16 protein-coding genes are annotated in these 20,773 nt (G+C 66.3%); 13 read left to right on the top strand and 3 right to left on the bottom strand.

What is annotated here, in order from left to right; all coding sequences use genetic code 11:
- The first annotated feature begins 17 nt into the window (after window positions 1-17).
- Window positions 18-3,638, top strand: a complete 3,621-nt coding sequence (locus tag DVO78_RS17685; RefSeq protein WP_202912050.1) for a glycosyltransferase family 2 protein — start codon at window positions 18-20, stop codon at window positions 3,636-3,638.
- Window positions 3,635-5,479, top strand: coding sequence for a DUF5719 family protein (locus tag DVO78_RS01510; protein ID WP_202912049.1), 1,845 nt, complete (start codon window positions 3,635-3,637; stop codon window positions 5,477-5,479). Before DVO78_RS17685 ends, DVO78_RS01510 begins: the two co-directional genes overlap by 4 nt.
- A 32-nt stretch (window positions 5,480-5,511) precedes the next feature.
- Here the strand turns inward: DVO78_RS01510 and DVO78_RS01505 are convergent, their stop codons facing one another.
- Complete coding sequence (locus DVO78_RS01505) at window positions 5,512-5,880, bottom strand: DUF3499 domain-containing protein (RefSeq protein WP_120003024.1); 369 nt, start codon at window positions 5,878-5,880, stop codon at window positions 5,512-5,514.
- A 233-nt stretch (window positions 5,881-6,113) separates the two neighbouring features.
- Between DVO78_RS01505 and DVO78_RS17680 the strand changes: the two genes are divergently transcribed.
- Complete coding sequence (locus DVO78_RS17680; protein ID WP_202912048.1) at window positions 6,114-6,278, top strand: Trm112 family protein; 165 nt, start codon at window positions 6,114-6,116, stop codon at window positions 6,276-6,278.
- Window positions 6,278-7,759: an adenosylhomocysteinase gene (gene ahcY, locus DVO78_RS01500; protein ID WP_120003023.1), complete on the top strand. Its 1,482-nt coding sequence runs from the start codon at window positions 6,278-6,280 to the stop codon at window positions 7,757-7,759. Before DVO78_RS17680 ends, ahcY begins: the two co-directional genes overlap by 1 nt.
- 187 nt (window positions 7,760-7,946) lie before the next feature.
- Here the strand turns inward: ahcY and DVO78_RS01495 are convergent, their stop codons facing one another.
- Window positions 7,947-8,759 carry an RDD family protein gene (locus DVO78_RS01495; protein ID WP_120003022.1) on the bottom strand — a complete coding sequence of 271 codons (813 nt, stop codon included), beginning with the start codon at window positions 8,757-8,759 and terminating at the stop codon, window positions 7,947-7,949.
- Window positions 8,760-8,839: 80 nt separating this feature from the next.
- Between DVO78_RS01495 and DVO78_RS01490 the strand changes: the two genes are divergently transcribed.
- From DVO78_RS01490 to DVO78_RS01475, 4 genes are all read left to right on the top strand, one after another.
- Window positions 8,840-9,829: a stage II sporulation protein M gene (locus DVO78_RS01490; RefSeq protein ID WP_202912047.1), complete on the top strand. Its 990-nt coding sequence runs from the start codon at window positions 8,840-8,842 to the stop codon at window positions 9,827-9,829.
- A 98-nt stretch (window positions 9,830-9,927) separates the two neighbouring features.
- On the top strand, window positions 9,928-11,172 hold the full coding sequence (locus DVO78_RS01485; protein WP_120003021.1) for a DUF1461 domain-containing protein: 1,245 nt from the start codon (window positions 9,928-9,930) through the stop codon (window positions 11,170-11,172).
- A gap of 151 nt (window positions 11,173-11,323) precedes the next feature.
- Entirely contained in the window at window positions 11,324-11,677 is a 354-nt protein-coding gene (locus tag DVO78_RS01480; RefSeq protein WP_120003020.1) for a PadR family transcriptional regulator, read from the top strand.
- Entirely contained in the window at window positions 11,674-12,462 is a 789-nt protein-coding gene (locus DVO78_RS01475) for a hypothetical protein (protein WP_120003019.1), read from the top strand. The genes DVO78_RS01480 and DVO78_RS01475 overlap by 4 nt, the downstream gene beginning before the upstream one ends.
- Here DVO78_RS01475 and DVO78_RS01470 read toward each other — a convergent pair.
- A complete protein-coding gene (locus tag DVO78_RS01470) occupies window positions 12,452-13,096 on the bottom strand; it encodes a VOC family protein (protein WP_120003018.1) in 645 nt (214 codons plus the stop codon). The genes DVO78_RS01475 and DVO78_RS01470 overlap by 11 nt on opposite strands.
- Window positions 13,097-13,199: 103 nt before the next feature.
- Here DVO78_RS01470 and DVO78_RS01465 point away from each other — a divergent pair, with 103 nt between their 5' ends.
- From DVO78_RS01465 to DVO78_RS01445, 5 genes are all read left to right on the top strand, one after another.
- Window positions 13,200-14,147, top strand: coding sequence for an SURF1 family protein (locus tag DVO78_RS01465; protein WP_120003017.1), 948 nt, complete (start codon window positions 13,200-13,202; stop codon window positions 14,145-14,147).
- Entirely contained in the window at window positions 14,144-14,671 is a 528-nt protein-coding gene (locus DVO78_RS01460; protein ID WP_120003016.1) for a DUF3817 domain-containing protein, read from the top strand. The genes DVO78_RS01465 and DVO78_RS01460 overlap by 4 nt, the downstream gene beginning before the upstream one ends.
- A 312-nt stretch (window positions 14,672-14,983) precedes the next feature.
- Entirely contained in the window at window positions 14,984-16,534 is a 1,551-nt protein-coding gene (gene guaA, locus DVO78_RS01455; RefSeq protein ID WP_120003166.1) for a glutamine-hydrolyzing GMP synthase, read from the top strand.
- Window positions 16,535-16,576: 42 nt separating this feature from the next.
- Window positions 16,577-20,506, top strand: coding sequence for a DUF4011 domain-containing protein (locus tag DVO78_RS01450; protein WP_120003015.1), 3,930 nt, complete (start codon window positions 16,577-16,579; stop codon window positions 20,504-20,506).
- Window positions 20,473-20,715 (top strand): hypothetical protein, encoded by a 243-nt coding sequence (locus DVO78_RS01445; RefSeq protein WP_120003014.1) that lies wholly within the window; start codon window positions 20,473-20,475, stop codon window positions 20,713-20,715. Before DVO78_RS01450 ends, DVO78_RS01445 begins: the two co-directional genes overlap by 34 nt.
- Window positions 20,716-20,773: the final 58 nt, after the last annotated feature.

Raw genomic sequence — 20,773 nt, 5'->3', positions numbered from 1 at the left:
CAGAGGGGAACCATCCGGTGAGCGGTCCGGCTGCTCGGCTCCATATCGCCGCTGTCGTCGTCCATGACGGCGGCGGTTTTGCATCCCCGCAGTGGGACACCCACGGCCGGGCGCTGAACCTCTCCGCCGGGCTCGAATGGCAGACTCGTCAGCCGGACAGCGTGATCGAACTCAGCTCACCTGGCTATGCAGGGCCGCAGGATCTCTCCCGCTCGCTCAGTTCCCGGCTGGTGACCGACCGGCGCCAGGCTAGGCAAACACTGACCAACGGGCCCGCTGGAGTGAAGTCCACTCCGCTGTGGCGGAGTCTGGAGCGCCAGCTCGGCGACGGTTTCACCCCTCGGTACCAATGGCTGTGGATACTCCCGGCCGATGCCGTGCCCGAGCCAGAGGTTCTTCAGCACTTGGAGGAGCGGGTCTTCACCGTCAAGGATGAGGCGACCCACCGGTCGGTGGAGATCGTCGGGGCCAAACAGTGGATCGCCGGGATTGAGGACCCCCGGCTGGTCAACGCCGGACTGTGGACCGCGCGTTCCGGGGAAGTGGTCAGCCTGACTGAGCCCAAGGAGCTCGATCAGGGGCAGTACGACGGGCGCGACGAGGTCCCGGCGGTCTCCGCCCACGGCATGCTCGTGCGGGCCAGACTGTTCGGTGACCTCGGTGGATTCAGTCCCGAGCTGGAGGCTGACTACGCGGGAGCCGACTTCTGTGCCCGCGCCAGGGAGGTCGGAGCCCGTACGGTGATCGAATCCGGCGCAGCAGTGCGGCGTGTTCAGCCTGACCAGAGGGAAATGGTTCACCGGATGGCCGGTGCCCTGCTGCTGCCCGGCAGGCAGCGGCGCAGTCAGGTGAGGACCCGGCTCACCGGAGCCCATGCTGTGGCGGTGCCGTTTCTCTGGGGGACCATGTGGCTTGCCGCGGTGCTGCGGACAGTGGCGCTGTTGGTGTGCAAAGCCCCCGACGCCGGAATTACCCAGCTGGGCCACTCCGCAGCGGCCCTGCTGAACCTCTCCGCGTTGGGCCGTCTGCGCCGGCACGGGGCCGCCGGCCGCAGGGCCGCGCTCTCCCGCCCCGAGCGCAGCGGGGAGGACGCCAAACACACCCTGACCCAGGGGCGCACTGCGGTGCGGCAGAACCGGCTGAGCAGCAGCAGGCTGCGTGAGCAGCGGCGCCGGGACACCTCTGCGGAGACGGTGGGAGTCAGTGGTGAGCGCACCGCCGGGGCCGAGGGCGCTTCCGAAGACGAGCGCGCACTGCTGGATGTCGGTGCCGGAGGCGGTGAGTTCGATCAGATGCCAGCACGGCGCTCTGAGGACAGGCTCGGCCTATTCCTGGTGCTCATCGCACTGACCGGGGTGTCCCTGGTCGGTTTCCGCGACCTGCTCACCGCCAGCGCGCTCGGTGGCGGGGCCGCTGTTCCGGTCTCCGGATCGGTTCTTGAGGTGTGGCATCACACCATATCCTTCCTGGCGGCTGATTCTCTGGGTGAGCGTGCCGCGGCGGATCCCTTCAACGCGGTGCTGCTCATGCTCTCTGCACTCAGCCTGGGACATGCCTCGGCAGTGCTGCTCTGGGTGGTGATCCTGTCCGCGCCGCTGAGCGCACTGACCGCGTGGTGGGCCGCCGGGCTGTGGAGCACCAGGGCCTTCCACCGGGTCATCGCAGCTCTGATCTGGGCACTGCTGCCGGCGCTGCACACCGCCTCCGGTCAGGGCCGCATCGGTGCGGTGATCGCACACATTCTGCTGCCGGTGCTGGTGCTCACCGCAGTCCGTGCAGTGCGTGCCCACGGACACCGAAGCAGCACAGGGGCGAAGGTGGCGGCACTGCGGCTGACCGCAGGCTGGGAGACCGCTGCCGCCGCGGCTCTGCTGATGGCCGTTGTCACCTCCGCCGCGCCGGTGCTGCTGGTTCCCGCAGTGCTGACCTGTGTGATCGCCGCCCTGGTTTTGCGCAGGGCCGGCAGGGTGCTGTGGCTGCTGCCGGTGCCCGCCCTCGCAGTCTTCGCCCCCATGCTGCTCTCAGTTCTGGACCGCAGAGGGAACCTTGTCGCGGCCCTGGTCGCCGAACCCGGTGGTGCCGCACTCCCGGTCTCCGAGGCGGGAAGCGCGGCCCCGGTCTGGCAGCAGATGCTGGGCTTCTCCCAAGGGTTCGACCCCAGCGAGGGCCTTCCGGGAGCGATCAGGGCTGGGGGCATGGCCTGGCTGCCGGATCTGCTCGCCGGCGATTTTTGGGCACTTCGCCTTGCCCTGCTCATCGGAGCGCCACTGCTGCTGATCTCCGTGCTGGCCCTGCTGGCGGCCGGTCGCAGGGTGGTGGTGCTGGCCTGCGGACTGATCGGCATCGGCCTGATCGGGTACTCCGCCCTGATCAGCCGGCTGGCGGCAGGCACATCAGGTGGTGAAGTCGTCGGCGGATACACCGGGCCTCTGGTCTCAGCGCTCATGCTGTGCCTGATCGCCGCGGCCATCAGTGGCCTGAGGACCTCCCAGACCGCGGACTCTGCCCTCGGCGGGGTCTTCTCCCCAGTGGCCTCCACGCTGCTGGTGCTTGCCATCTTCGCCGCTGGTGTCTTCTGGGCAGCACCCCGGCTGATGCCTGCCACCGAGTTGTCCGAGAAGACCATCACAGCAGTCAACACCGAACAGACGCTCATCGGCCCGGGCACCGAGCGCACGGTGCCGGCCACCGCTGCAGATCTCGGAACCGGTCCCGCCGCAGTGCGTACCCTTGTGCTTTCCTCATCCCAAGAGGGCGTGAATGCCCAAATCCGCTCCCGCGATGGTGCCACTTTGGACAAACACCGCACCGCAGCGGCGGTACAGGGCCTTCCGCTCTGGGCGACCTCCGGTGCTCCCGCCTCCTGGTTCGGCGCGGGCTCACCTGCTGATGATCACCGGGAGTTCGGCAGCCTCAGCGATTCTCAGCAGCGTCTCGGCGAGCTGGTCGCCGGTGTCATCGCCTCCGGCTCAGAGGGCATCACCGAGACCGCCCATGAGCTGGGCATCGGCTATGTGCTCATCAGGGAGGGGACCGCTCTGCGTGAGGCCGCTGACACAGCAGAGGGGCTGATCCCAGTGGGCGAGACCGAATTCGGCGCCCTGTGGCGGGTGGAGAACGACGCTGCCCCAGAGCTCGCCGCCACCCCCGGGCTCAGGGGGACATCGACAGCATGGGCACGGATCGTCACCGAGCAGGGGGAACCGGTGGCGCTGCTGCCCAGTGCCTATCACCGCATCAGCGTTGATCTGGGCGAGGTCCAGGAGCCCGACGGGACCCCGCTGGTCCTGGATGAGGACACCGAGTACTACGTGGAAATCGCCGCCGAGCGTGCTGCAGGCTGGCACGTTTCCCTGGACGAGCAGCAGCTGAGGCCGGTGACCGCCAACAGCTTGGACATCGAACCCGACGAGATGGCCTGGATCCGGCAGTTCCATCTGCCCGGCGACTTCGCGGAGAACCCGCAGGGCCAGCTGGTGCTCAGTCACAGCTCCCAGCTGCAGTACCCCATTCTGCTTACCACAGGCTCTCTGCTGCTGATCTTTGTGCTACTAGCGCTGCCGCTACCGCGCAGCTGGCGCATTCTCCCTGTGGTCTCCGACTCGCGGCTCGACGGCGGTGTGGAGGTGCACCGATGAGCTCCAAGAAGGTCAAAAAGTACATCAAGGCCCAGCGCAAAGCCCAGAAACAGGCGCAGAGAGACCAGCAGCGTGCCGCTGCCAGGCATGCCCAGGGGCTTCCGGAGCAGCCGCCAGCCTCCCCAGCGGTGAGCGAAGAGCGCGCACCTTCGTCACCGGCCCCCCAGCGGGCGTCGTCGGGATCTGCCGGCAGGGGAGGACGGCTCGCGGCCGTGCTGGCCGGGCTGGGTCTGGTCGCTGCGGCAGGCGGTTCGGCGGGCCTGCAGTTCGCCCTCGAGGACACCGAGCAGCCGCTTCTCCAGCAGTCCCATATGGTGCCGGCACCGGCGGTGACCGAAAGGCTCTCCTGCCCGCCAGTGCCGGGTCAGCCGGACAGCCTCTCCGACGATGGCCTGCTGCAGTACCAGCAGCGGGATGATTCAGCGGCGATCAGCCGGGACGCAGCAGTGTTCGCCGCATCCGACGGCCGGCTGCCGGCCGCTGACTGGCGGTTGGTGGACCACGATGGCCCAGGAGAGGCTGAAGTGTTCATTGAGCCGGACCAGACCGCAGAGGCCTCGGAGACGAGTCTGGCCGAGCGTGCCCTGATCACCGGAGAGTTCGAGGCCGGTGAGGACTCTGCACTGCTGGAGATCCAGCCGGTGGAGGGGGTGAGCCCCGCCCAGGACGCCGCTGCCGCGGCGAGCTTCATCTACCAGGCGGACTCCGGCCCGGTGACCGGGCTGGCGGCGGGCAGATGCAGCACGCCGCAGCGAAGCCAGTGGTTTCTGGGACCGGAGAGCGGAACCGGGGCGAACTCGCTGCTGACACTGGCCAACCCGCAGAGCCGTGACGCCACTGTGGAGGTCATCACCTTCGATGCCGAGGGCGAGACCGGTACCCTCGGATCGACCACACTGCTGGTCCCGGGCAACACCGTGCGCAGCGTGAACCTGGCTGGACTCAGCGAGGGCGAGTCGCAGCTGGCCGTGCAGGTCCGGTCCCAGGGCGCGCCGGTAGCCGCCCACCTGCAGTCAGCTCTGGCCACAGGTGGCACTGGGCAGGGTCTCGAGCAGCTGGATGCGCTCCCAGGGCCGCAGCAGCAGCACTATGCCCTCGGCGTTCCCGCCGGTGATGACGAGGATCCCCAGCTGTGGTTCTACGCCCCGGGGACTGAGCACGTCACTGTTGAGCTGCAGGTCTTCGGGCCCGAGGGTCAGCTGGAGACCGGCACCCCAGGTGTGTTCAGCCTGGAGCCGGGCAGGGTCTCCGTCGCCGGACTCCACGGACTTGAGCCCGGCACCTATGATGTGGTGCTGAGCACCGACCATCCGACTCTGGCGGCGGTCCGCAGCACCGGGGACGGCCAGCCGGTCACCGTTGAGGTGGAACTGGAGCCGGAGACCGATCCTTTTACCGGTCTGGAGCTCGAGCCTGAAACGGAGGAGCAGGAGACCGACCCGGCCGCGGACTTCAGCTGGTCCGCCTCAGCGCCACCGCTGGCCGCCGGGTCTGGGGCGCTGCTGCCCACCGGCTACCAGCCGGAGCTGCGGTTCTTGGCGCCACCGGCTCAGGAGCAGGTGCAGGTCACCTACCGGCTCTTTGACAGTGAGGGCCGGTCCACCGATGATCTGGTCGAAGAGGTTGACCCCGGCGCCTCCGCTGAGATCCGTGGCGAGGACCTTGAAGACTATGCCGGCGCTGCAGGTCTGGATGACCTTTATGCAGTGCTCATCCTCGATGTCCAGGGCCAGGCATACGGGGGCACCGTCACCAGGGATGAGGAAGGCCGGTTCACCACTGGACAGCTGGAGCCGATCAGTCCCGGAGGTCAGCACATCCTGCTGCGCATTGACAGCTGAGCTGGTGGCAGCCTGGTGAGCAGTCCTTGACTCTAGTCGCGGACCAGGCGGAGGTGATGGCGAGCGATTCCTGAATCCCCCTCGGGTGCAGAAAGCGGCGGTGGGGCCTGGCGGGCAGGGACGGCCTCCGCCGGGGCCCGGCGGGGCTCGCGCACCGCATCGGCCAGCGCCAGGAGGTCGTCCCCGCTCTCCTCGGCCCTGGCGTAGCCCACGCGGAGGACCTCCCAGCCGCGTGGGACGCTGACAGCATCGGCATGGAGGGAACAGAGGTCATAGGTGTGCGGCTCGGCGTAGACGCTGATCGGACCGACCACCACGGTGGAGTCGGCATAGGAATAGGTCAGGGTCGCCACAGCCGGAGTCTCACAGCTGTGCTTGGTGCAGCGGCGTTTGGAATCCACAGTGCCTGAGCCTACCGACCATTGCCCTGACAATGCGGGATTGGCCCCACCCCGTGTCTTACTGCTGGCAGCGCTGCTGCGAAGCCACTCTTCAGGTGTGAAGGCGGCGGTGGCACGGCCGAGGCACCCCAGACGTCAGGGACTGTACGGGCTCAGCCCACCAGCGGAGCCAACACGTCGGGATATGACGTGGCGAAACGTCGTCGTGCCTGCGGAGAGGTACGCTGGAGGCCATGCCCGCCACGCCCGCGCTCGATCCTGCCGTTCTCCGAATTCTGCGGTGCCCGGTCACCGGCAGCCCGCTGCGGCAGGACGGTGAGGAACTTATCGCCATCAATGATGAGACTCGCCGCTATCCGATCGAATCCGGTGTGCCCAGACTGCTGAAGGACAACTGATGAGCTTTGACTACAAGATTGCCGATATCTCCCTGCACGAATCCGGACGGCACCAGATCCGGCTGGCCGAGCACGAAATGCCGGGCCTGATCGCTCTGCGTGAGGAGTATGCCCACGAGCAGCCGCTGAAGGGCGCTCGGATCGCCGGTTCCCTGCACATGACGGTGCAGACCGCGGTGCTGATCGAGACTCTGGTGGCCCTCGGAGCAGAGGTGCGCTGGGCCTCCTGTAATATCTTCTCCACCCAGGATGAGGCCGCGGCTGCCGTGGTCGTCGGTCCCCACGGCAGCGCCGATGCCCCGAAGGGCGTCCCGGTCTTCGCCTGGAAGAACGAGACGCTGGAGGAATACTGGTGGACCGCCTCACAGATCTTTGCCTGGCCCGGGGCTGATCAGGATCCTGCCAAGGGCGCCAATATGATCCTCGACGACGGCGGCGACGCCACCCTGCTGGTCCATAAGGGTGTGGAGTTCGAAGCCGCCGGAGCAGTGCCGTCCCCCGACCCGAGCGACCCGGAGGAGTACGCGATCATCCTGGAGACCCTGCGGAAGTCTCTGCAGGAGAACCCCCAGCGGTGGACCGGGCTCGCCGGCCAGCTCAAGGGCGTCACCGAAGAGACCACCACCGGGGTCAACCGGCTCTACCAGCTGGCCAAGGAGGACCGCCTGCTGTTCCCTGCGATCAACGTCAACGATGCGGTCACCAAGTCCAAGTTCGACAACAAGTACGGCATCCGCCACTCGCTGCCGGACGGGATCATGAGGGCCACCGATGTGCTGCTGGCAGGAAAGACTGCTGTGGTCTGCGGATACGGCGACGTCGGCAAAGGCTCGGCCGAGGCGCTGCGCGGCCAGGGTGCACGGGTCGTGGTCACAGAGATCGACCCCATCAACGCGCTGCAGGCGGCCATGGACGGCTACCAGGTCGCCGCACTCGACCAGGTGGTGGACCAGGGCGATATCTTCGTCACCACCACCGGGGGCAAGGACATCATCAGTGCGGAGCAGATGCAGCGGATGAAGGACAAGGCCATCGTGGGCAATGTGGGTCACTTCGACAATGAGATCGACATGTCCGGACTTGCTGCGATCCCCGGGATCGAGAAGATCGAGATCAAGCCCCAGGTGCACGAATGGGTGTTCCCAGACGCTGAGGGCAAGTCGATCATCGTGCTCTCCGAAGGCCGGCTGCTCAATCTCGGCAACGCCACCGGACATCCCAGCTTCGTGATGTCATCGAGCTTCACCAACCAGGTCATGGCGCAGATCGAGCTCTTCGCCAAGTCGCATAAGACCGGCTATGAGGGCCACGATGCCTACCGGACTGATGTGTATGTGCTGCCCAAGCTGCTCGACGAGAAGGTCGCCCGCCTGCACCTGGACGCGCTGGGTGTGAAGCTCACCGAACTCACCAAGGGACAGGCGGAGTACTTAGGCGTCGACGTCGCCGGGCCGTATAAGCCAGACCACTACCGGTACTGAGTTGGTCCCGGCGGTCCATGCAGAACTGAGACGATGGCGCGTGGGTTCGCACTTGCCATGCTCTCATCGGAAAGCGGATGGGTCTGCTGTCGGGAGTGTCGTACGGAACGTTGTGGATCGCGGTGATCCTGCTAGCCGTATTCGGGCTCTGGCGCTGGATCTTCCCCGTCGCCTTTGCGCTCGAGCCTCAGGAGTACGGCAGGGAGTGGATACGCCGGTGGAGGCTCTCGGTGCGCTCCTGCTGGACACGCAGCCGCTGATACTCGCGGTTGCGCCGCTCTGCCATCACCGCGGAGAGGAACTCCAGCGAGGATGTGGCAGGTGGAGCCGGAGCCACGTACCTGATGATCTCTGAGGCCAGCCGGTCGCTGACTGTGGTGATGGCGTCCATATCCACCCTACGTTTTCCAGCTTCTACGGTCCGCAGCAGCCGGCCCGCGCGTGCCGCCAGGTCCTCCGGAACCCTGCCGATGTCTGCGATCTGCGCCCAGGCCGCCATGGTCGCCGGCACCGGCAGCATCATCGGCCGCACCAGGGGGTGACGGACTCTGATGGCATAGGTTCCTGCCATCACATCCCCGAGACGCTTACCACGTTCGGTGAACATGCCGATCAGCAGCGGCAGCAGGCCCAAGGTCAGGTAGACCTCCGGGAAACCGGCCAACCCCCGGATCAGACAGTGTCGGAAGCGAACGGCGCCTCCGTCATCGCGCACCACGCGGATGCCGAAGGCGAGTTTCCCCACAGAGCGCCCCCGGGTCAGGGTCTCCACGGTGATCGGGGCGATGACCAAGAACCCGACCATGGTGGACAGGCCGATGGCCGCGGCGGCGGCGTCGTTGAAGCCGATGCTCTGGCCAGTCAGCCCCAGGGCAAGAAACGCTAGGGCCATCGCTGTCCAGTAGATGACCAGATCCAGCAGCAGGGAGGCCCCTCGGGTGATCAGCGATACTGAGGGCAGCTCCAGGGCGACTGCCTCACCGGTGATCACATGGCGCATGATCGGCTCACTTCCCGTCGGTCGTTTCGTGCCGAGTCGCGTTCAGACTCGCCCACCTGCCACCATATAGTGTGGAGGTCGTGGACATCGACGCGTTCATCGCCGTACACAAGCCGCAGTGGGACCGGCTCTACGAGCTTGCCTCCCGCAGTCGGCTGACCGCGGCCGAGGCTGATGAGATGCTCCTGCTCTATCAGCGGGCTTCCACACACCTGTCGATGATTCAGGCGGTGGAGCCGGACTCACCGGTGGCGGCGAAGCTCTCGGCCAGCATCGGCCGGGCGCGTGCCCATCTCACCGGCACCGGGGAGAACGCATTGGTCTCCTTTGCCTACTTCTTCACTCAGTCACTGCCGGTGGCGTTCTACCGGCTGCGGTGGCTGACGGTGATCATCGGGGCCGCCTTCCTCACGGTGGGCGCAGTGGCTGGATGGTGGACCTATCACCACCCCCAGATCGACCTGATCATGCCTGAGCCCGCCCGCCAGGCCTACGCGGACGAGGACTTCGTCAACTACTACTCCGAACACCCCAGCTCGGCCTTCGCCTCCCAGGTCTGGACCAATAATGCCTGGATCGCAGCTCAGTCGGTGATCTTCGGGGTCACCGGGATCTGGCCGGTGTGGATCTTAGGGATCAACGCGGTCAGCATCGGCATCGCCGGTGGAGTCATGCACGAACAGGGTGCCGCCGCAGACTTCTGGCTCAACATCCTCCCGCACGGGCTGATGGAGCTGACCGCCATCTTCATCGCCGCGGCGGCCGGACTGCGGATCTTCTGGGCATGGGTGGCGCCTGGGCAGAGAAAGCGTCTGACCTCGGTGGCGGAGGAGGCCCGCAGGCTCATCACCGTGGCGCTGGGCTTATGCCTGGTGCTTCTGGTCTCTGGCATTGTGGAAGGCTTCGTCACCCCTGCCCCCTGGCCAGACTGGCTGCGCATCGGCATCGGCGCGGCGGTGCTGGCGGCATACTGGGTCTACGCTCTGGTTCTGGGTTCCCGGGCCGCGGCTGCTGGAGTCACCGGTGACCTGGGACGATACGACTCAGGAAGCCACGAGCTGACGGCCTGAGCCGAAGTAATCCGCAACTTGCCGGGCGTGTTCCGGCGCAGTTCCACCGCCGGGCTCTACTGTTGGTTGATGATGGCCAGTAATGCGTGGAGAGGCGAATGATGAGCCAGAACCCTGAGGAACCCCGCGAAAGCCCTGCGGATGACAAGGACTACGAGTCCGGGCTGGACTACGGTGCCTTCGTCTCCGAGGAACCTGACTTCCCCGAGGACCATTTCGAGACCGAGCCGAGTGCAGACAACGACGACGCCTCCGCCGAACAGGAACAGCCCTCGGAACCGGCACCTGAGCCCTCCACCGCGCCTGCGGCGGGCATTCCGGCGCCTCCAGCAGCGGTCTCACCGGAGGAGGATGAGCAGGCTACCGAGGTCGTTCCGCCTTCGACCGGTGATCAGACCACCACCGTGCTGCCGCGTGAGCAGCAGCCGGTGGGTGCTGCCGCCCCGGCAGCCTCTCCTGCTACGGCAGCGGCCCCGCCCCAAGAGCATCTGCCTCAGCAGCGCCCCTCCGAACAGCCGGTCACCGCGCCACCGGCTCAGCGAGTGCCCGCGCCGCCGAATGAGGACGAGCTGCAGGAGGAGGTGGAGAAGAGCAGACGAGGCATCTCCCGATTCTTCACCGTGCTGATCGCGATCTTCACCCCGCTGGTCCTCGCTGTGCTGGCTATCCGCGTAGTGGCGAGCCCGCTGTTCCTCATGTTCACCTATTGGCGCCCGGGCTTCCCGCAGGATCCTGGAGGGTGGGACTTGCGGGAGCGGCTGCTCTACGGCTCATACGGCACTGACTTCCTGCTCAACGCCGCCGACTCTCGATACTTGAATCAGCTGGCCCCCGGCGGAGAGCCGCTGTTCACCGAGGCAGAGGTCTCCCATATGGCCGATGTCAAGATCCTGATCTGGTACGCCATGATCATCGCTGCAGGGCTCGTGGTGATCAGCCTGCTGCTGGCTCTACTGCTGCGCAGGTGGCGTCCGGGCGGGTTTGCCCGGGGTCTGTTCGCCGGTGCCTGGGTGACCCTCGGGCTGATGGTCGCCGGTGTGGTGACTCCGCTCCTCATCGGCTGGGAGCGGTTCTTCACTGAGTTCCACCATCTGTTCTTCCCCCAGGGCAACTGGAGCTTCGCCTCGGACTCCGCGCTCATCAGGCTCTACCCGGAGCAGTTCTGGATCGACGCTGGCATCTGGCTGGGAGTGCTCCTGCTGCTGATGAGCCTCATCGTCCTGCTGATCACCTGGCCCACCAAGCGCCGCCGTGCCCGACGCGCCGAGCGCCTGGCAGAGATTCATGAGCGCAGGCGCGCCAAGCTGGAGGAGGAGCTCAACCAGGCCGCTGCCGCCAGCTGACCGCCCGACTCCATCGCCGAACGACGCCGGCCCCGCACCAGAAAGTGGTGTGGGGCCGGCTTAGTTGTGCTCCGATCCATGCAGCTGCTCTCAAACCCTCGGCATGTTCATCTATAGTGCTTGTCTATCTAGTTAAGGATATGATCTAGATATGAGTTCAGAGCATGAGTGGCCCGGAGAGTGGATGCGCGGTGTGCTCGAACTCTGTGTGCTGCGGGTCCTTGCCGATGGTCCCACCTACGGCTATGAGATATCGGCGCGATTGGCCGCTGGGGGCCTCGGCCCTGTCAAAGGCGGCACGCTCTACCCGCTGCTGAAACGCTTTGAGCAGTCCGGCCGTGTGGAGATCGAGTGGCGGCCAGGCGAAGGCGGCCCAGGACGCAAGTACTACGCCCTCACCAGTCAGGGCCACGCCGCGCTGGATGACCTCACCCAGAGATGGCGAGCCTTCACCTTGACAACCCATCAGATTCTTGACGAAACCGGCCCCGAGGAGGACCGATGAACGGGATTCGACAGCAGAGAAACAAGAAGTACGCTCTGGGACAAGAATTTGCTCCCGATGTGAACCCTGCATGGGCCGAGGAGTTCGTGCTCGAACTCCGACTCAAAGGAGCCGCCGGTGATGACATCGGCGCCGCCCTGGCAGAGGTGAATTCGCACTGTGCGGAGTCAGGGGATACTGCTGAGGAGGTTTTCGGGCCCGCCCGGGCCTACGCGGCAAGCCTGAACCTCCCGGTCAACCCTGATCAGGAATCACGTAGTTTCGTCAGTGACACGCTTCCTACTATGGGACAACTGCTCGGGATGATGCTGATGATCTGGTCCGCTCCCGGGGTGGGAGCCGGGGAACCAGCAAGCGTCTCAGCCGGCATGCTGTTGATTTTCCTCTTCATCGGACTCATCATCGTGGCGGTGAATTGGAAGGCCGCCGCGGTCATGGGGTTCGTGGCGCGTCACCGGACAGCCAGCATCGTCATCTTTGTGGTCGTCCTCGCCTCGCTGCTGCTGCCGGCGTTCGTCCTGCAGGAGCCCGCCGTTGAACTGTTAGCGCCCATGCTCCTGATCATCGGTGCGGGGGTGTTAGCGGCGGCCACTGTGCTGGAGTTCCTGCGATCTTCACGCAACCGCTACACCGATGATGTTCTTGCCGCCCCACTGGAGGAGCAGCAAAAAATTTCCCGGCGTCGTCGTGCTGTGCGCCGGGCCGACTATCTGCGCATCTTCATGATGCCTGCCTTCGCCGTTGCCATGACGGCGGCGCTGGCGATCACTGCGGCTATATCGTGACCTCGCCCTTAGGCGTGGAGAACGTCACGCTCATAATCCCGGGAGTTCCTGACGGGGCGATCCAGTCGACGTCAACGTCGTCGAACGGGTCTGCCTCCGGGGAGCCCAGCCAGTCGGCCACCCGCTGTGGTGAGCCGGCGATCGACAGCTTGGTCAGCCGCGCCTGCGGCTCATAGGCGCGGGAGGGGTGCAGGTGCTCAGTTCCCAAGTCCCAGCGCAGCAGATACGGCACCTGCGGATCAGCGATCAGCCCTTTGATACCGATCTGCTGCCAGGTCAGCTCCTGGCCGTCGGGGAACTTGCGGTTGCCCGGCACGCTGCGCCGGCCCAGCCGCTCCTCGAAAGGGGCCAGGTCATCAACGGTGACGCACCAGCCCATCCACCCGCCGCCGATCTGGGAACGGTTGCGCACCGCCTGCCCGAAAGGGGCCTTATCCGCGCTGGGATGGTCCAGAACCTCAACAACTTCCAGGTACTGCTTACCGGCCAAAGGGATAATCGCATTGGCGGTGCCGAACCTCGGGTGGATGCCGCCTTTGACGCGGTCAACCCCCAAAGCTTCCGTGATCCGGTCTACGGTGGCGTCCATTCCATCCGGGCCGACAGCAAAGGAGACGTGGTCCAGTCGCATCATGCCACTATCCTGACACCGGGATCGGGATAGCCGAAATCGGCGCGGGACAGAACATCTTCTACCCCATGTAGAACTCGCGCCGGGGCCCGCGTATTCTGGTGCAGTGTCCTCATCCTCCTTCTGGGCCACCGCCCGCCAACCCAAATGGATCGCCATGCTGGTCCTCGCACTGGCACTGGCCACCGTCTTCGTGGTGCTCTCAGCATGGCAGTTCGAGCAGTCCCGCACTGAGCACAGCTACGCAGAGGACACCGAAACCGCGGTGGAGCTCACCGAGATCTACGAACCCGCACGCTCCATCAGCATCCAGGAAGCCGACCGCATCGTGGACGTCACCGGCGAGTTCATACCCGGTACGCACCTGCTGGTGGATTCCCGGCTTCAGGACGGTGAGGACGGGTACTGGGCGGTGGCGGCGTTTCGCGTCGAAGATGCTCCTGGTGGTGAGGTGATCCCGGTGGTGCTGGGCTGGACCGATGACCCAGGATGGCTCGACGAGGGCGGGTCGCTCTTTTCCGGCCCGCTCAGCTTTCAGGATGAGGCCGACGCTGATACTCCCCAGCCGGACCTGTTCAGCGACATGGCCATTCAGGGCAGGCTCCTGCCCACCGAAGCTCCCGGCCCTGGCCCCCGCGACCTTCCCGACGGCGTGCTGCCGACGCTTTCAGCAGCTGAGCTCATCAATCTCTGGGAGGAGGATTCCTACTCAGGGTTTGTGGTGGCATTCGACCTCGAGCATGAGTCAGGGGTTCCGGTCAGCCAGCAGAACCTCGGCCTGGAGCCGGTCTGGGTAGGTCCTCAGCCGGAGCGCAACGACATCAACTGGCTCAACCTCTTCTACGCGGTGGAGTGGGTGGTCTTCGCAGGTTTCGCGTTCTACCTGTGGTGGCGTCTGGTGAAGGATGCTCACGAGCGTGAGCTGGAGGAGGAGCGGCTGGACCGAGAATGGGCAGAGCAGTGGAGAGCAGAGCAGTTGGCCAAGCAGACCGCAACGGATCCGGAGCGGACAGGAACACCGCCGGACCAAGATGTGGTGGAGGAGAGAAGATGACCGAGCAGAACAGCACCGAGACCGGAGCCGCCATCGGCACACCGCCGCCGCGGCCCCGTGGGAAGTCCCGCCGGTTCTACGGCACCTCGGCACAGATCCGCAGCGCACTGGGCTTCTACCGGGTGATGGCCTTCATCACCGGGGCCTTCCTGCTGATCATGGTCGCCAAGATCCTCATCAGCGGCTCCCTGTTCGGCTGGACTTTCTGGGACGGCTACGAGCTCTACGTGGGCGGCACCACTGTGGAGGGGGAGTCCAACGCCATCGGCTTCTACCCTGCGGACTCTCTGCAGGATGCCCGCTCCACCTCCACGATGATCGCCCAGGCCCATGGGGTGGCCTACATCGTCTATCTGGTGGCCGGGTTCCGGCTTTGGTACATGATCCGCTGGGGTGCAGCGCGCATGGCCCTGATCATCTCCGGCGGTCTGGTGCCGTTCTTCAGCTTCTTCGTTGAACGCAAAGTGGTCGGTTTCGTCCGCCGTGACCTGGAGGCGAACCCCGAGGCCGCCTCGCGTTACTGAGTTGGTCCCGCTGGCGGGCAGAGCCCGCTCAGCTCTCGGCGAGTTTGCGCTCGCCATCGCGCCTGAAGGTGGTCCCGCTGGCGGGCAGAGCCCGCACAGCTCTGCGCACCTGCGGTGCGCAACCCTCAATCGCCTCGGAAGACACCGAGCAAGCTCGGGTCTTCGCTCGGCTCAATCGGGTCTCGGCCGCGGTGCCGTGGCCATCGTGCCTGAAGTCGGTGGATTGCTACGCCTGCGCCTCACCCCGTTTAGGATGAGGCAGTGACTACTTCCGCACCAGCAGCCGAACGCCCCGACTCGACCGCGCAGACCGTGCTAGTGGTCGACTACGGCGCCCAGTACGCCCAGCTCATCGCCCGCCGGGTCCGCGAGGCCCGGGTCTACTCCGAGGTGGTGCCGCACACCCTCCCCGCAGACGAGATCATCGCCCGGCGCCCCGCCGCGGTCATCCTCTCCGGCGGACCGGCCAGCGTCTACGCACAAGGCGCACCCGCAGTGGAGCGCGACCTGTTCGAAGCCGGTATCCCCGTGCTGGGGATCTGCTACGGTTTCCAAGCCATGGCCCACGCCCTCGGCGGCGAGGTGGCCCGCACCGGACAGCGTGAGTACGGCAAGACCGAGGTCCGCACCACCACGGCCCCGCACGGCCTGCTCGACGGCACCGACCCGGTCCAGACCACCTGGATGAGCCATGGCGACGCCGTCACCGCCGCGCCGGAGGGCTTTGAGGTTCTTGCCGCATCCGACGCCGCCCCGGTGGCCTGTTTCGCCGATGAGGCCCGCAGACTCTACGGGGTCCAGTGGCACCCCGAGGTCAAACACTCTCCCCAGGGCCAGCGAATCATCGAGAACTTCCTCTACGCCGGGGCCGGCCTGGCACCTGAGTGGACCACGGGCAACATTGTCGAGGAGCAGGTCGCAGCCATCCGCGAGCAGGTCGGCGGGGCCCGGGCCATCTGCGGCCTCTCCGGCGGTGTGGACTCGGCAGTGGCCGCGGCCCTGGTGCAGAAAGCCATCGGCTCCCAGCTGACCTGTGTGTTCGTCGACCACGGGCTGATGCGGCAGGGAGAGGCCGGGCAGGTAGAGCGCGATTTCGTCGCCGCCACCGGAGCCAAGCTGTACATCGCCGATGAGAAAAAGCGCTTCCTCTCCGCACTGGCCGGGGTGAGCGACCCCGAAGAGAAGCGAAAAGTCATCGGCCGTGAGTTCATCCGCGCCTTCGAGGAGGCAGAGCGCAACATTCTGGAGGAGGCCGAGGCTGAGGGCGCCAAGGTCGAGTTCCTGGTCCAGGGCACCCTCTACCCCGATGTCGTCGAATCCGGCGGCGGAGAGGGAGCTGCCAACATCAAGTCCCACCACAACGTCGGCGGGCTGCCTGAGGATCTTGAGTTCAAGCTCGTGGAGCCGCTGCGCGCCCTGTTCAAGGATGAAGTCCGCGCCGTAGGAGCCGAGTTGGGCCTGCCGGCAGAAATCGTCCAGCGCCATCCGTTCCCCGGTCCCGGTCTGGGCATCCGGATCATCGGTGAGGTCACCGAGGAGCGCCTGGAGATCCTGCGCGCAGCTGACGCCATCGCTCGCGAGGAGCTCACCGCATCCGGGCTCGACGCCGAGGTGTGGCAGATGCCGGTGGTGCTGCTCGCCGAGGTCCGCAGCGTAGGTGTCCAGGGTGACGGCCGCACCTATGGGCATCCGGTGGTGCTGCGTCCGGTCAGCTCAGAGGACGCGATGACCGCCGACTGGTCCAGGCTGCCCTATGAGGTGCTGGCCACCATCTCCAGCCGGATCACCAACGAGGTCGAGGAGATCAACCGGGTAACCCTCGACGTGACCTCGAAACCACCGGGGACCATCGAGTGGGAGTAGGGGTACCCTGACCTCCAGACCTGTACGCGTTGGAGGGAATCGGTGTCCGAAGAGAAGTCCGCTGCTTCCGCAGAGAGCCCTGCCCCGGAGGATTCCGCGCATGAGACCGCGCCGATTCTGCGATGGATCGAATCTCACGGCACCGGCACTGAGAACGACACCATGCTGCGCTTCACACCCAGCCAGCACAACTCGATCGATCTCACCGAGGCCAATGCCTCCGGTCTGATGCAGCTTCTGGGCGGGCGCCGCACCCGGCTCTCCACCCTGCTCAACGACCCGAGCGTATTCGACCCTGGGGTCAAAGCGGCAGCGAGCATCCGTGCCAAGATCCGGGAGATGTCCGAGGAGCGAGGCATCGAGGTCGGCTACCTCGCCGCCGGGATCGCCTCCTGGACCGAATCCACCCCGGCCGGCACCGAGTCCTTCACCGCACCGGTCATGCTGGTGCCGATCAGTCTGCGCAGCCGGTCCGGGGCCCGTGCCGGCTCCGCCGACTACGAGCTGCAGTTCACCTCCGCTGCCGGGCTCAACCCCGCACTTATCCGCCACCTGGAACAGGCCCACGGGCTGCGGCTGGACCCCCATGAGTTCTACGAGACAGGCTACGTCACCGCACGGTTCGATCCTTCCCGGACCTCCGATCTGCTGGGACGGATCGCCTCCTCAGCGGCCGGGGAGGCGGAAAGAGCCCCATTGTCCAGCCTGCAGGTGTGGAATCAACTCTATGTCTCGACCTTTGCGGACATCGCTGACCTCGGCGATCCCTCCACCCTGAACCTGGACCATTCTCTGCTGCAGCAGCTGAGCTCAGGCGAGCGGCTTGACCAGCCTGAGCCGCTGGCCGCGGTAGCCGGCCTCGAGTCCCTGGATGAACGGCCGCCATCCTCCGAGCGCTTGCTCTGCGATGCAGACCAAGACCAGCAGAAGGCGCTCGATGCCGTGCTCTCAGGGGTCTCAGCGGTGATCAATGCCCCGCCGGGCACCGGTCAGACCCAAACGGCAGTCAACGCCGCAGCAGGGCTTGCCTGGTCCGGCAAACGGGTGCTGGTGGTGGCGGAGCGGACTGACACGCTCAGCGAGTTCGCTCACCGGCTCTCGGCGGCCAAAGCCGGAACCTTAGCAGTGCATGTGGCTGCGTCCTCCCCCCCTGAGGACCTCAAAGCCCAGGTGATCCGGGCGATCAAACGGGCCGAGCGGGCCGAGCCTCCCCGGCTGGCCGAGCTGCACCGCAGGCTCTCGGAGCGCCGCCATCAGCTGCGAGACCATGTGGCGAGCCTGCACAAGGTCCGCGAACGGTGGAGCTGCTCACCGTATCAGGCCATGCAGGCTCTGGCTGCCCTGACCAGTCTCAGCCCGGCGCCGGGAACTGCGGTGCGGCTGAGACGTTCAGTGCTGGACAACACGGTGGACCGCTCGCCGGTGGCGGTGAAGCTCAAGCGCATCGCAGAGCTGGGTGAATTCTCCGCCGAGACCCGCACCAGCCCGTGGTTCGGCGCCAAACTCTCTAACCGGCAGGAGACTCGGGACGCCCAGGCGCTGGTCGCCCAGCTGCACGCCGAACTGCCCGGACTGCGGGAGCAGATCGAATCGGCCTGCCAGTCGGTGGAGGTCACCCCGGGGGACAGCTTCGCCGACTGGCACTCCCAGGTGCTGCTCTTCCAACGGGTCCAAGAATCGTTGGGGCGCTTCAGCCACGACATCTACGCCCGGGACGTTGACGACCTCATTGCGGCCACCGCACCCGGCTGGTGGCGCCGGCAGAACAACGTGGAGATGAGCTCCATGGCGCGTTCGCGGCTGCGCAGGGTGGCCAAAGAATACATCCGCTCCGGAGTCTCGATCAATGACCTGCACTCCTCGCTGGTGGACGTGCAGTCCGAGCGCGAGGAATGGGTCGCCACGGCGGTGAAGAACGGCCGCGGCGACACCTCCTTACCGAAAGTGCCGAAGAACCTCGATGCGCTGGTGGACCGTGTGGGACAGGTGCAGTCCCGGCTGGAGAAACTGGTGGCAGTCCTGGCACCTGTGGGCGAAACCACGCTGTTCGACGTCTCCGCCGACCATCTCTTCACCGCGGTGGAAGCGCTGACCTCGGATGAACGTTCCCTGCAGACCCTCCCTGAGCGCACCCTGCTGGCCGAACAGCTGCGCGAGCAGGGATTCGAAGAGCTGCTGACCGATCTTGCTGACCGTAAGATCCCGGCAGCTCAAGTGGCCGATGAGCTGGAGCTGGCGTGGTGGCAATCAGCCCTGGAGGCGATGATCTCCGGGGACGAATATCTGGCCATGACCACCGGGGAGAACCTGCGCACCGTCGAAGCTGAATTCCGGGCAGCCGACGCCGCACATATCGCCTCTGGGGCACAGCGGCTGAACTCCGAGCTGGCGGTGCGCTGGAAGTCGGCGGTGGAATCGCACCCCGAAGCAGCTGCCCACCTGCGCAGCCTGCTGCGCGAGGCTGCGCCCACGGTGGAGGCGATGGAGTCGGTCTCTCCCGAGCTGACCCAGCCGTTGGTCCCGATCTGGGCCACCTCACCGCTGGGACTGTCCGCCCACTTCCCGCCTTCGGCTGAGAAGCCGCGCTTCGACGTCGTCGTGCTTCTGGACGCCGAGACACTCGCCGTTCCCGCAGCACTGGGCGCGATCTCCCGCGCTGAGCAGGTGGTGGCCTTCGGCGATCCGGCCACCGGTGCGCCGAAGCCGATGGTGGTCTCCGCAGACCCGATCGCCCGTGAGGCCGAGGCCCAGGTGCCAGATTCCATCTACGTTGAGCTGGCACGCATCCTTCCGGAATATCGGCTCTGCCAGGTGCACCGCGGTGTGGACCAGGAGCTGACCGGGCTGCTCTCCGACTCCTTGTACGGCAGTGGGCTCATCCGGCTTCCCGATGCCGCACAGCTGACCGGTCAGGGACGCAGACTGCAGGTGGAGCAGATCACCGGCAGCGTGGGGCGTGAGCCGGTGGAGTCGCCGACCGCGGAGGTCAACCGTGTGGTGGACCTGGTTTTTGAGCATGTGCGGGCTCACCGCAACCGGTCGTTGGCTGTGGTCACTGGCTCTGAATGGCACGCCAAGCGGGTCGCCGATGCCATCCGGTTACACCTGGCCAACCATCAGTGGGCAGTGCCGTTCTTCGAACAGGGCGCGGCCGGAATACCCGGCGGCTCGGGCGCCGGCGCGGCGGGGACCGGCACCGGTGAGAAGTTCGTGGTGACACCGGTGGAACGCGCCCACGGAGTGGTCCGTGACGATGTGATCTTCTCCATCGGCTTCGGCCGCACCCTCAAAGGGGAGCCTGCCCATGAGCTCGGCGAACTCTCCGGCCCGCGCGGACCGGAGTACTTCGGACAGGCGGTGACCCGGGCCAGGGGGCGGCTTACGGTGGTCAGTTCGATCGCCTTCGAGGACCTGGACCGCAGCGAGCTGAAAGAAGGAGCCGTGCTGGTGCACGACCTGCTGAGGCTCGGCGCTGACGAGCACTCCAACCCCTCCGGCTCCGCCGAACTGACCGATCCGCTGGTTCTGGACCTGGTGGACCGGATCCGCGCTCGCGGCGGCCGTGTCGAAGACGGATTCCGCGGGTCGCTGGACCTTGCGGCATGTCCGCGCCGGATCACCGCGGAAACACCGGTCACACCGGTGGCGATGGTCTCTGACGGCACCTCGGCCTATGCTGAGCTTCCCGTGCGCGAACGATCACGGCTGCGCCCTGACACGTTCGAATCACTGGGCTGGCACTACATGGTGCTGTGGACCATCGAAGTCTTCACCGACCCGGGTTCGGCCACCGAGAAGGTGGCTGAGGCGGTCGGGCTCGGCGCCGGCCCGGAATTCGCTGAGCACGGGCGGGGGATGCTCTCCCAGCACACCGGTCAGGTCAGATTCGGCGGAGCCGCTGACATCGAGGATGAGGACGCCCACCGCAGGAATAAGCAGTGGCCGGCACCGCAGCAGCGCAGGTTCTCCTAGTGGTCCCTGACCCGGAAGAGGAGAGGCGGTCACGTCCCGGCAGGCGCCACGGCCACCGGCGGGTCATCGCCCCGGCGACTTCTGGCCAGTCTGAGGAGGTCGAGTCCCAGGTCTACGCGCCGTCGGGTGAGGAGTCTGAGCATGCCGATGAAGACCGAGACTCCCGGGCGGAGTGGCTGAAGGCGGAGAAGCCGCCGCACTGGGGATGAGCCCGGAGTTTTCCCCAGAGAGGAACCGCTGGCTCCCGGCACGCCGGATACTCCACAG

The organism is Nesterenkonia muleiensis, assembly GCF_003600155.1.
Lineage (GTDB): Bacteria > Actinomycetota > Actinomycetes > Actinomycetales > Micrococcaceae > Nesterenkonia > Nesterenkonia muleiensis.
The sequence above is the reverse complement of the archived record's forward strand: the minus strand, read 5'-3'. Positions and strand labels throughout refer to the sequence as shown.

Excerpts from the sequence above, each read along its gene's own strand:
- DVO78_RS01510 (WP_202912049.1), top strand. The coding sequence starts at position 3,635 with ATGAGCTCCAAGAAGGTCAAAAAGTACATCAAGGCCCAGCGCAAAGCC.
- DVO78_RS01485 (WP_120003021.1), top strand. The coding sequence starts at position 9,928 with ATGATGAGCCAGAACCCTGAGGAACCCCGCGAAAGCCCTGCGGATGAC.
- DVO78_RS01480 (WP_120003020.1), top strand. The coding sequence starts at position 11,324 with ATGAGTTCAGAGCATGAGTGGCCCGGAGAGTGGATGCGCGGTGTGCTC.
- DVO78_RS01495 (WP_120003022.1), bottom strand. The coding sequence starts at position 8,759 with ATGCGCCATGTGATCACCGGTGAGGCAGTCGCCCTGGAGCTGCCCTCA.
- DVO78_RS01475 (WP_120003019.1), top strand. The coding sequence starts at position 11,674 with ATGAACGGGATTCGACAGCAGAGAAACAAGAAGTACGCTCTGGGACAA.
- DVO78_RS17680 (WP_202912048.1), top strand. The coding sequence starts at position 6,114 with ATGCCCGCCACGCCCGCGCTCGATCCTGCCGTTCTCCGAATTCTGCGG.
- DVO78_RS01460 (WP_120003016.1), top strand. The coding sequence starts at position 14,144 with ATGACCGAGCAGAACAGCACCGAGACCGGAGCCGCCATCGGCACACCG.
- ahcY (WP_120003023.1), top strand. The coding sequence starts at position 6,278 with ATGAGCTTTGACTACAAGATTGCCGATATCTCCCTGCACGAATCCGGA.
- DVO78_RS01470 (WP_120003018.1), bottom strand. The coding sequence starts at position 13,096 with ATGATGCGACTGGACCACGTCTCCTTTGCTGTCGGCCCGGATGGAATG.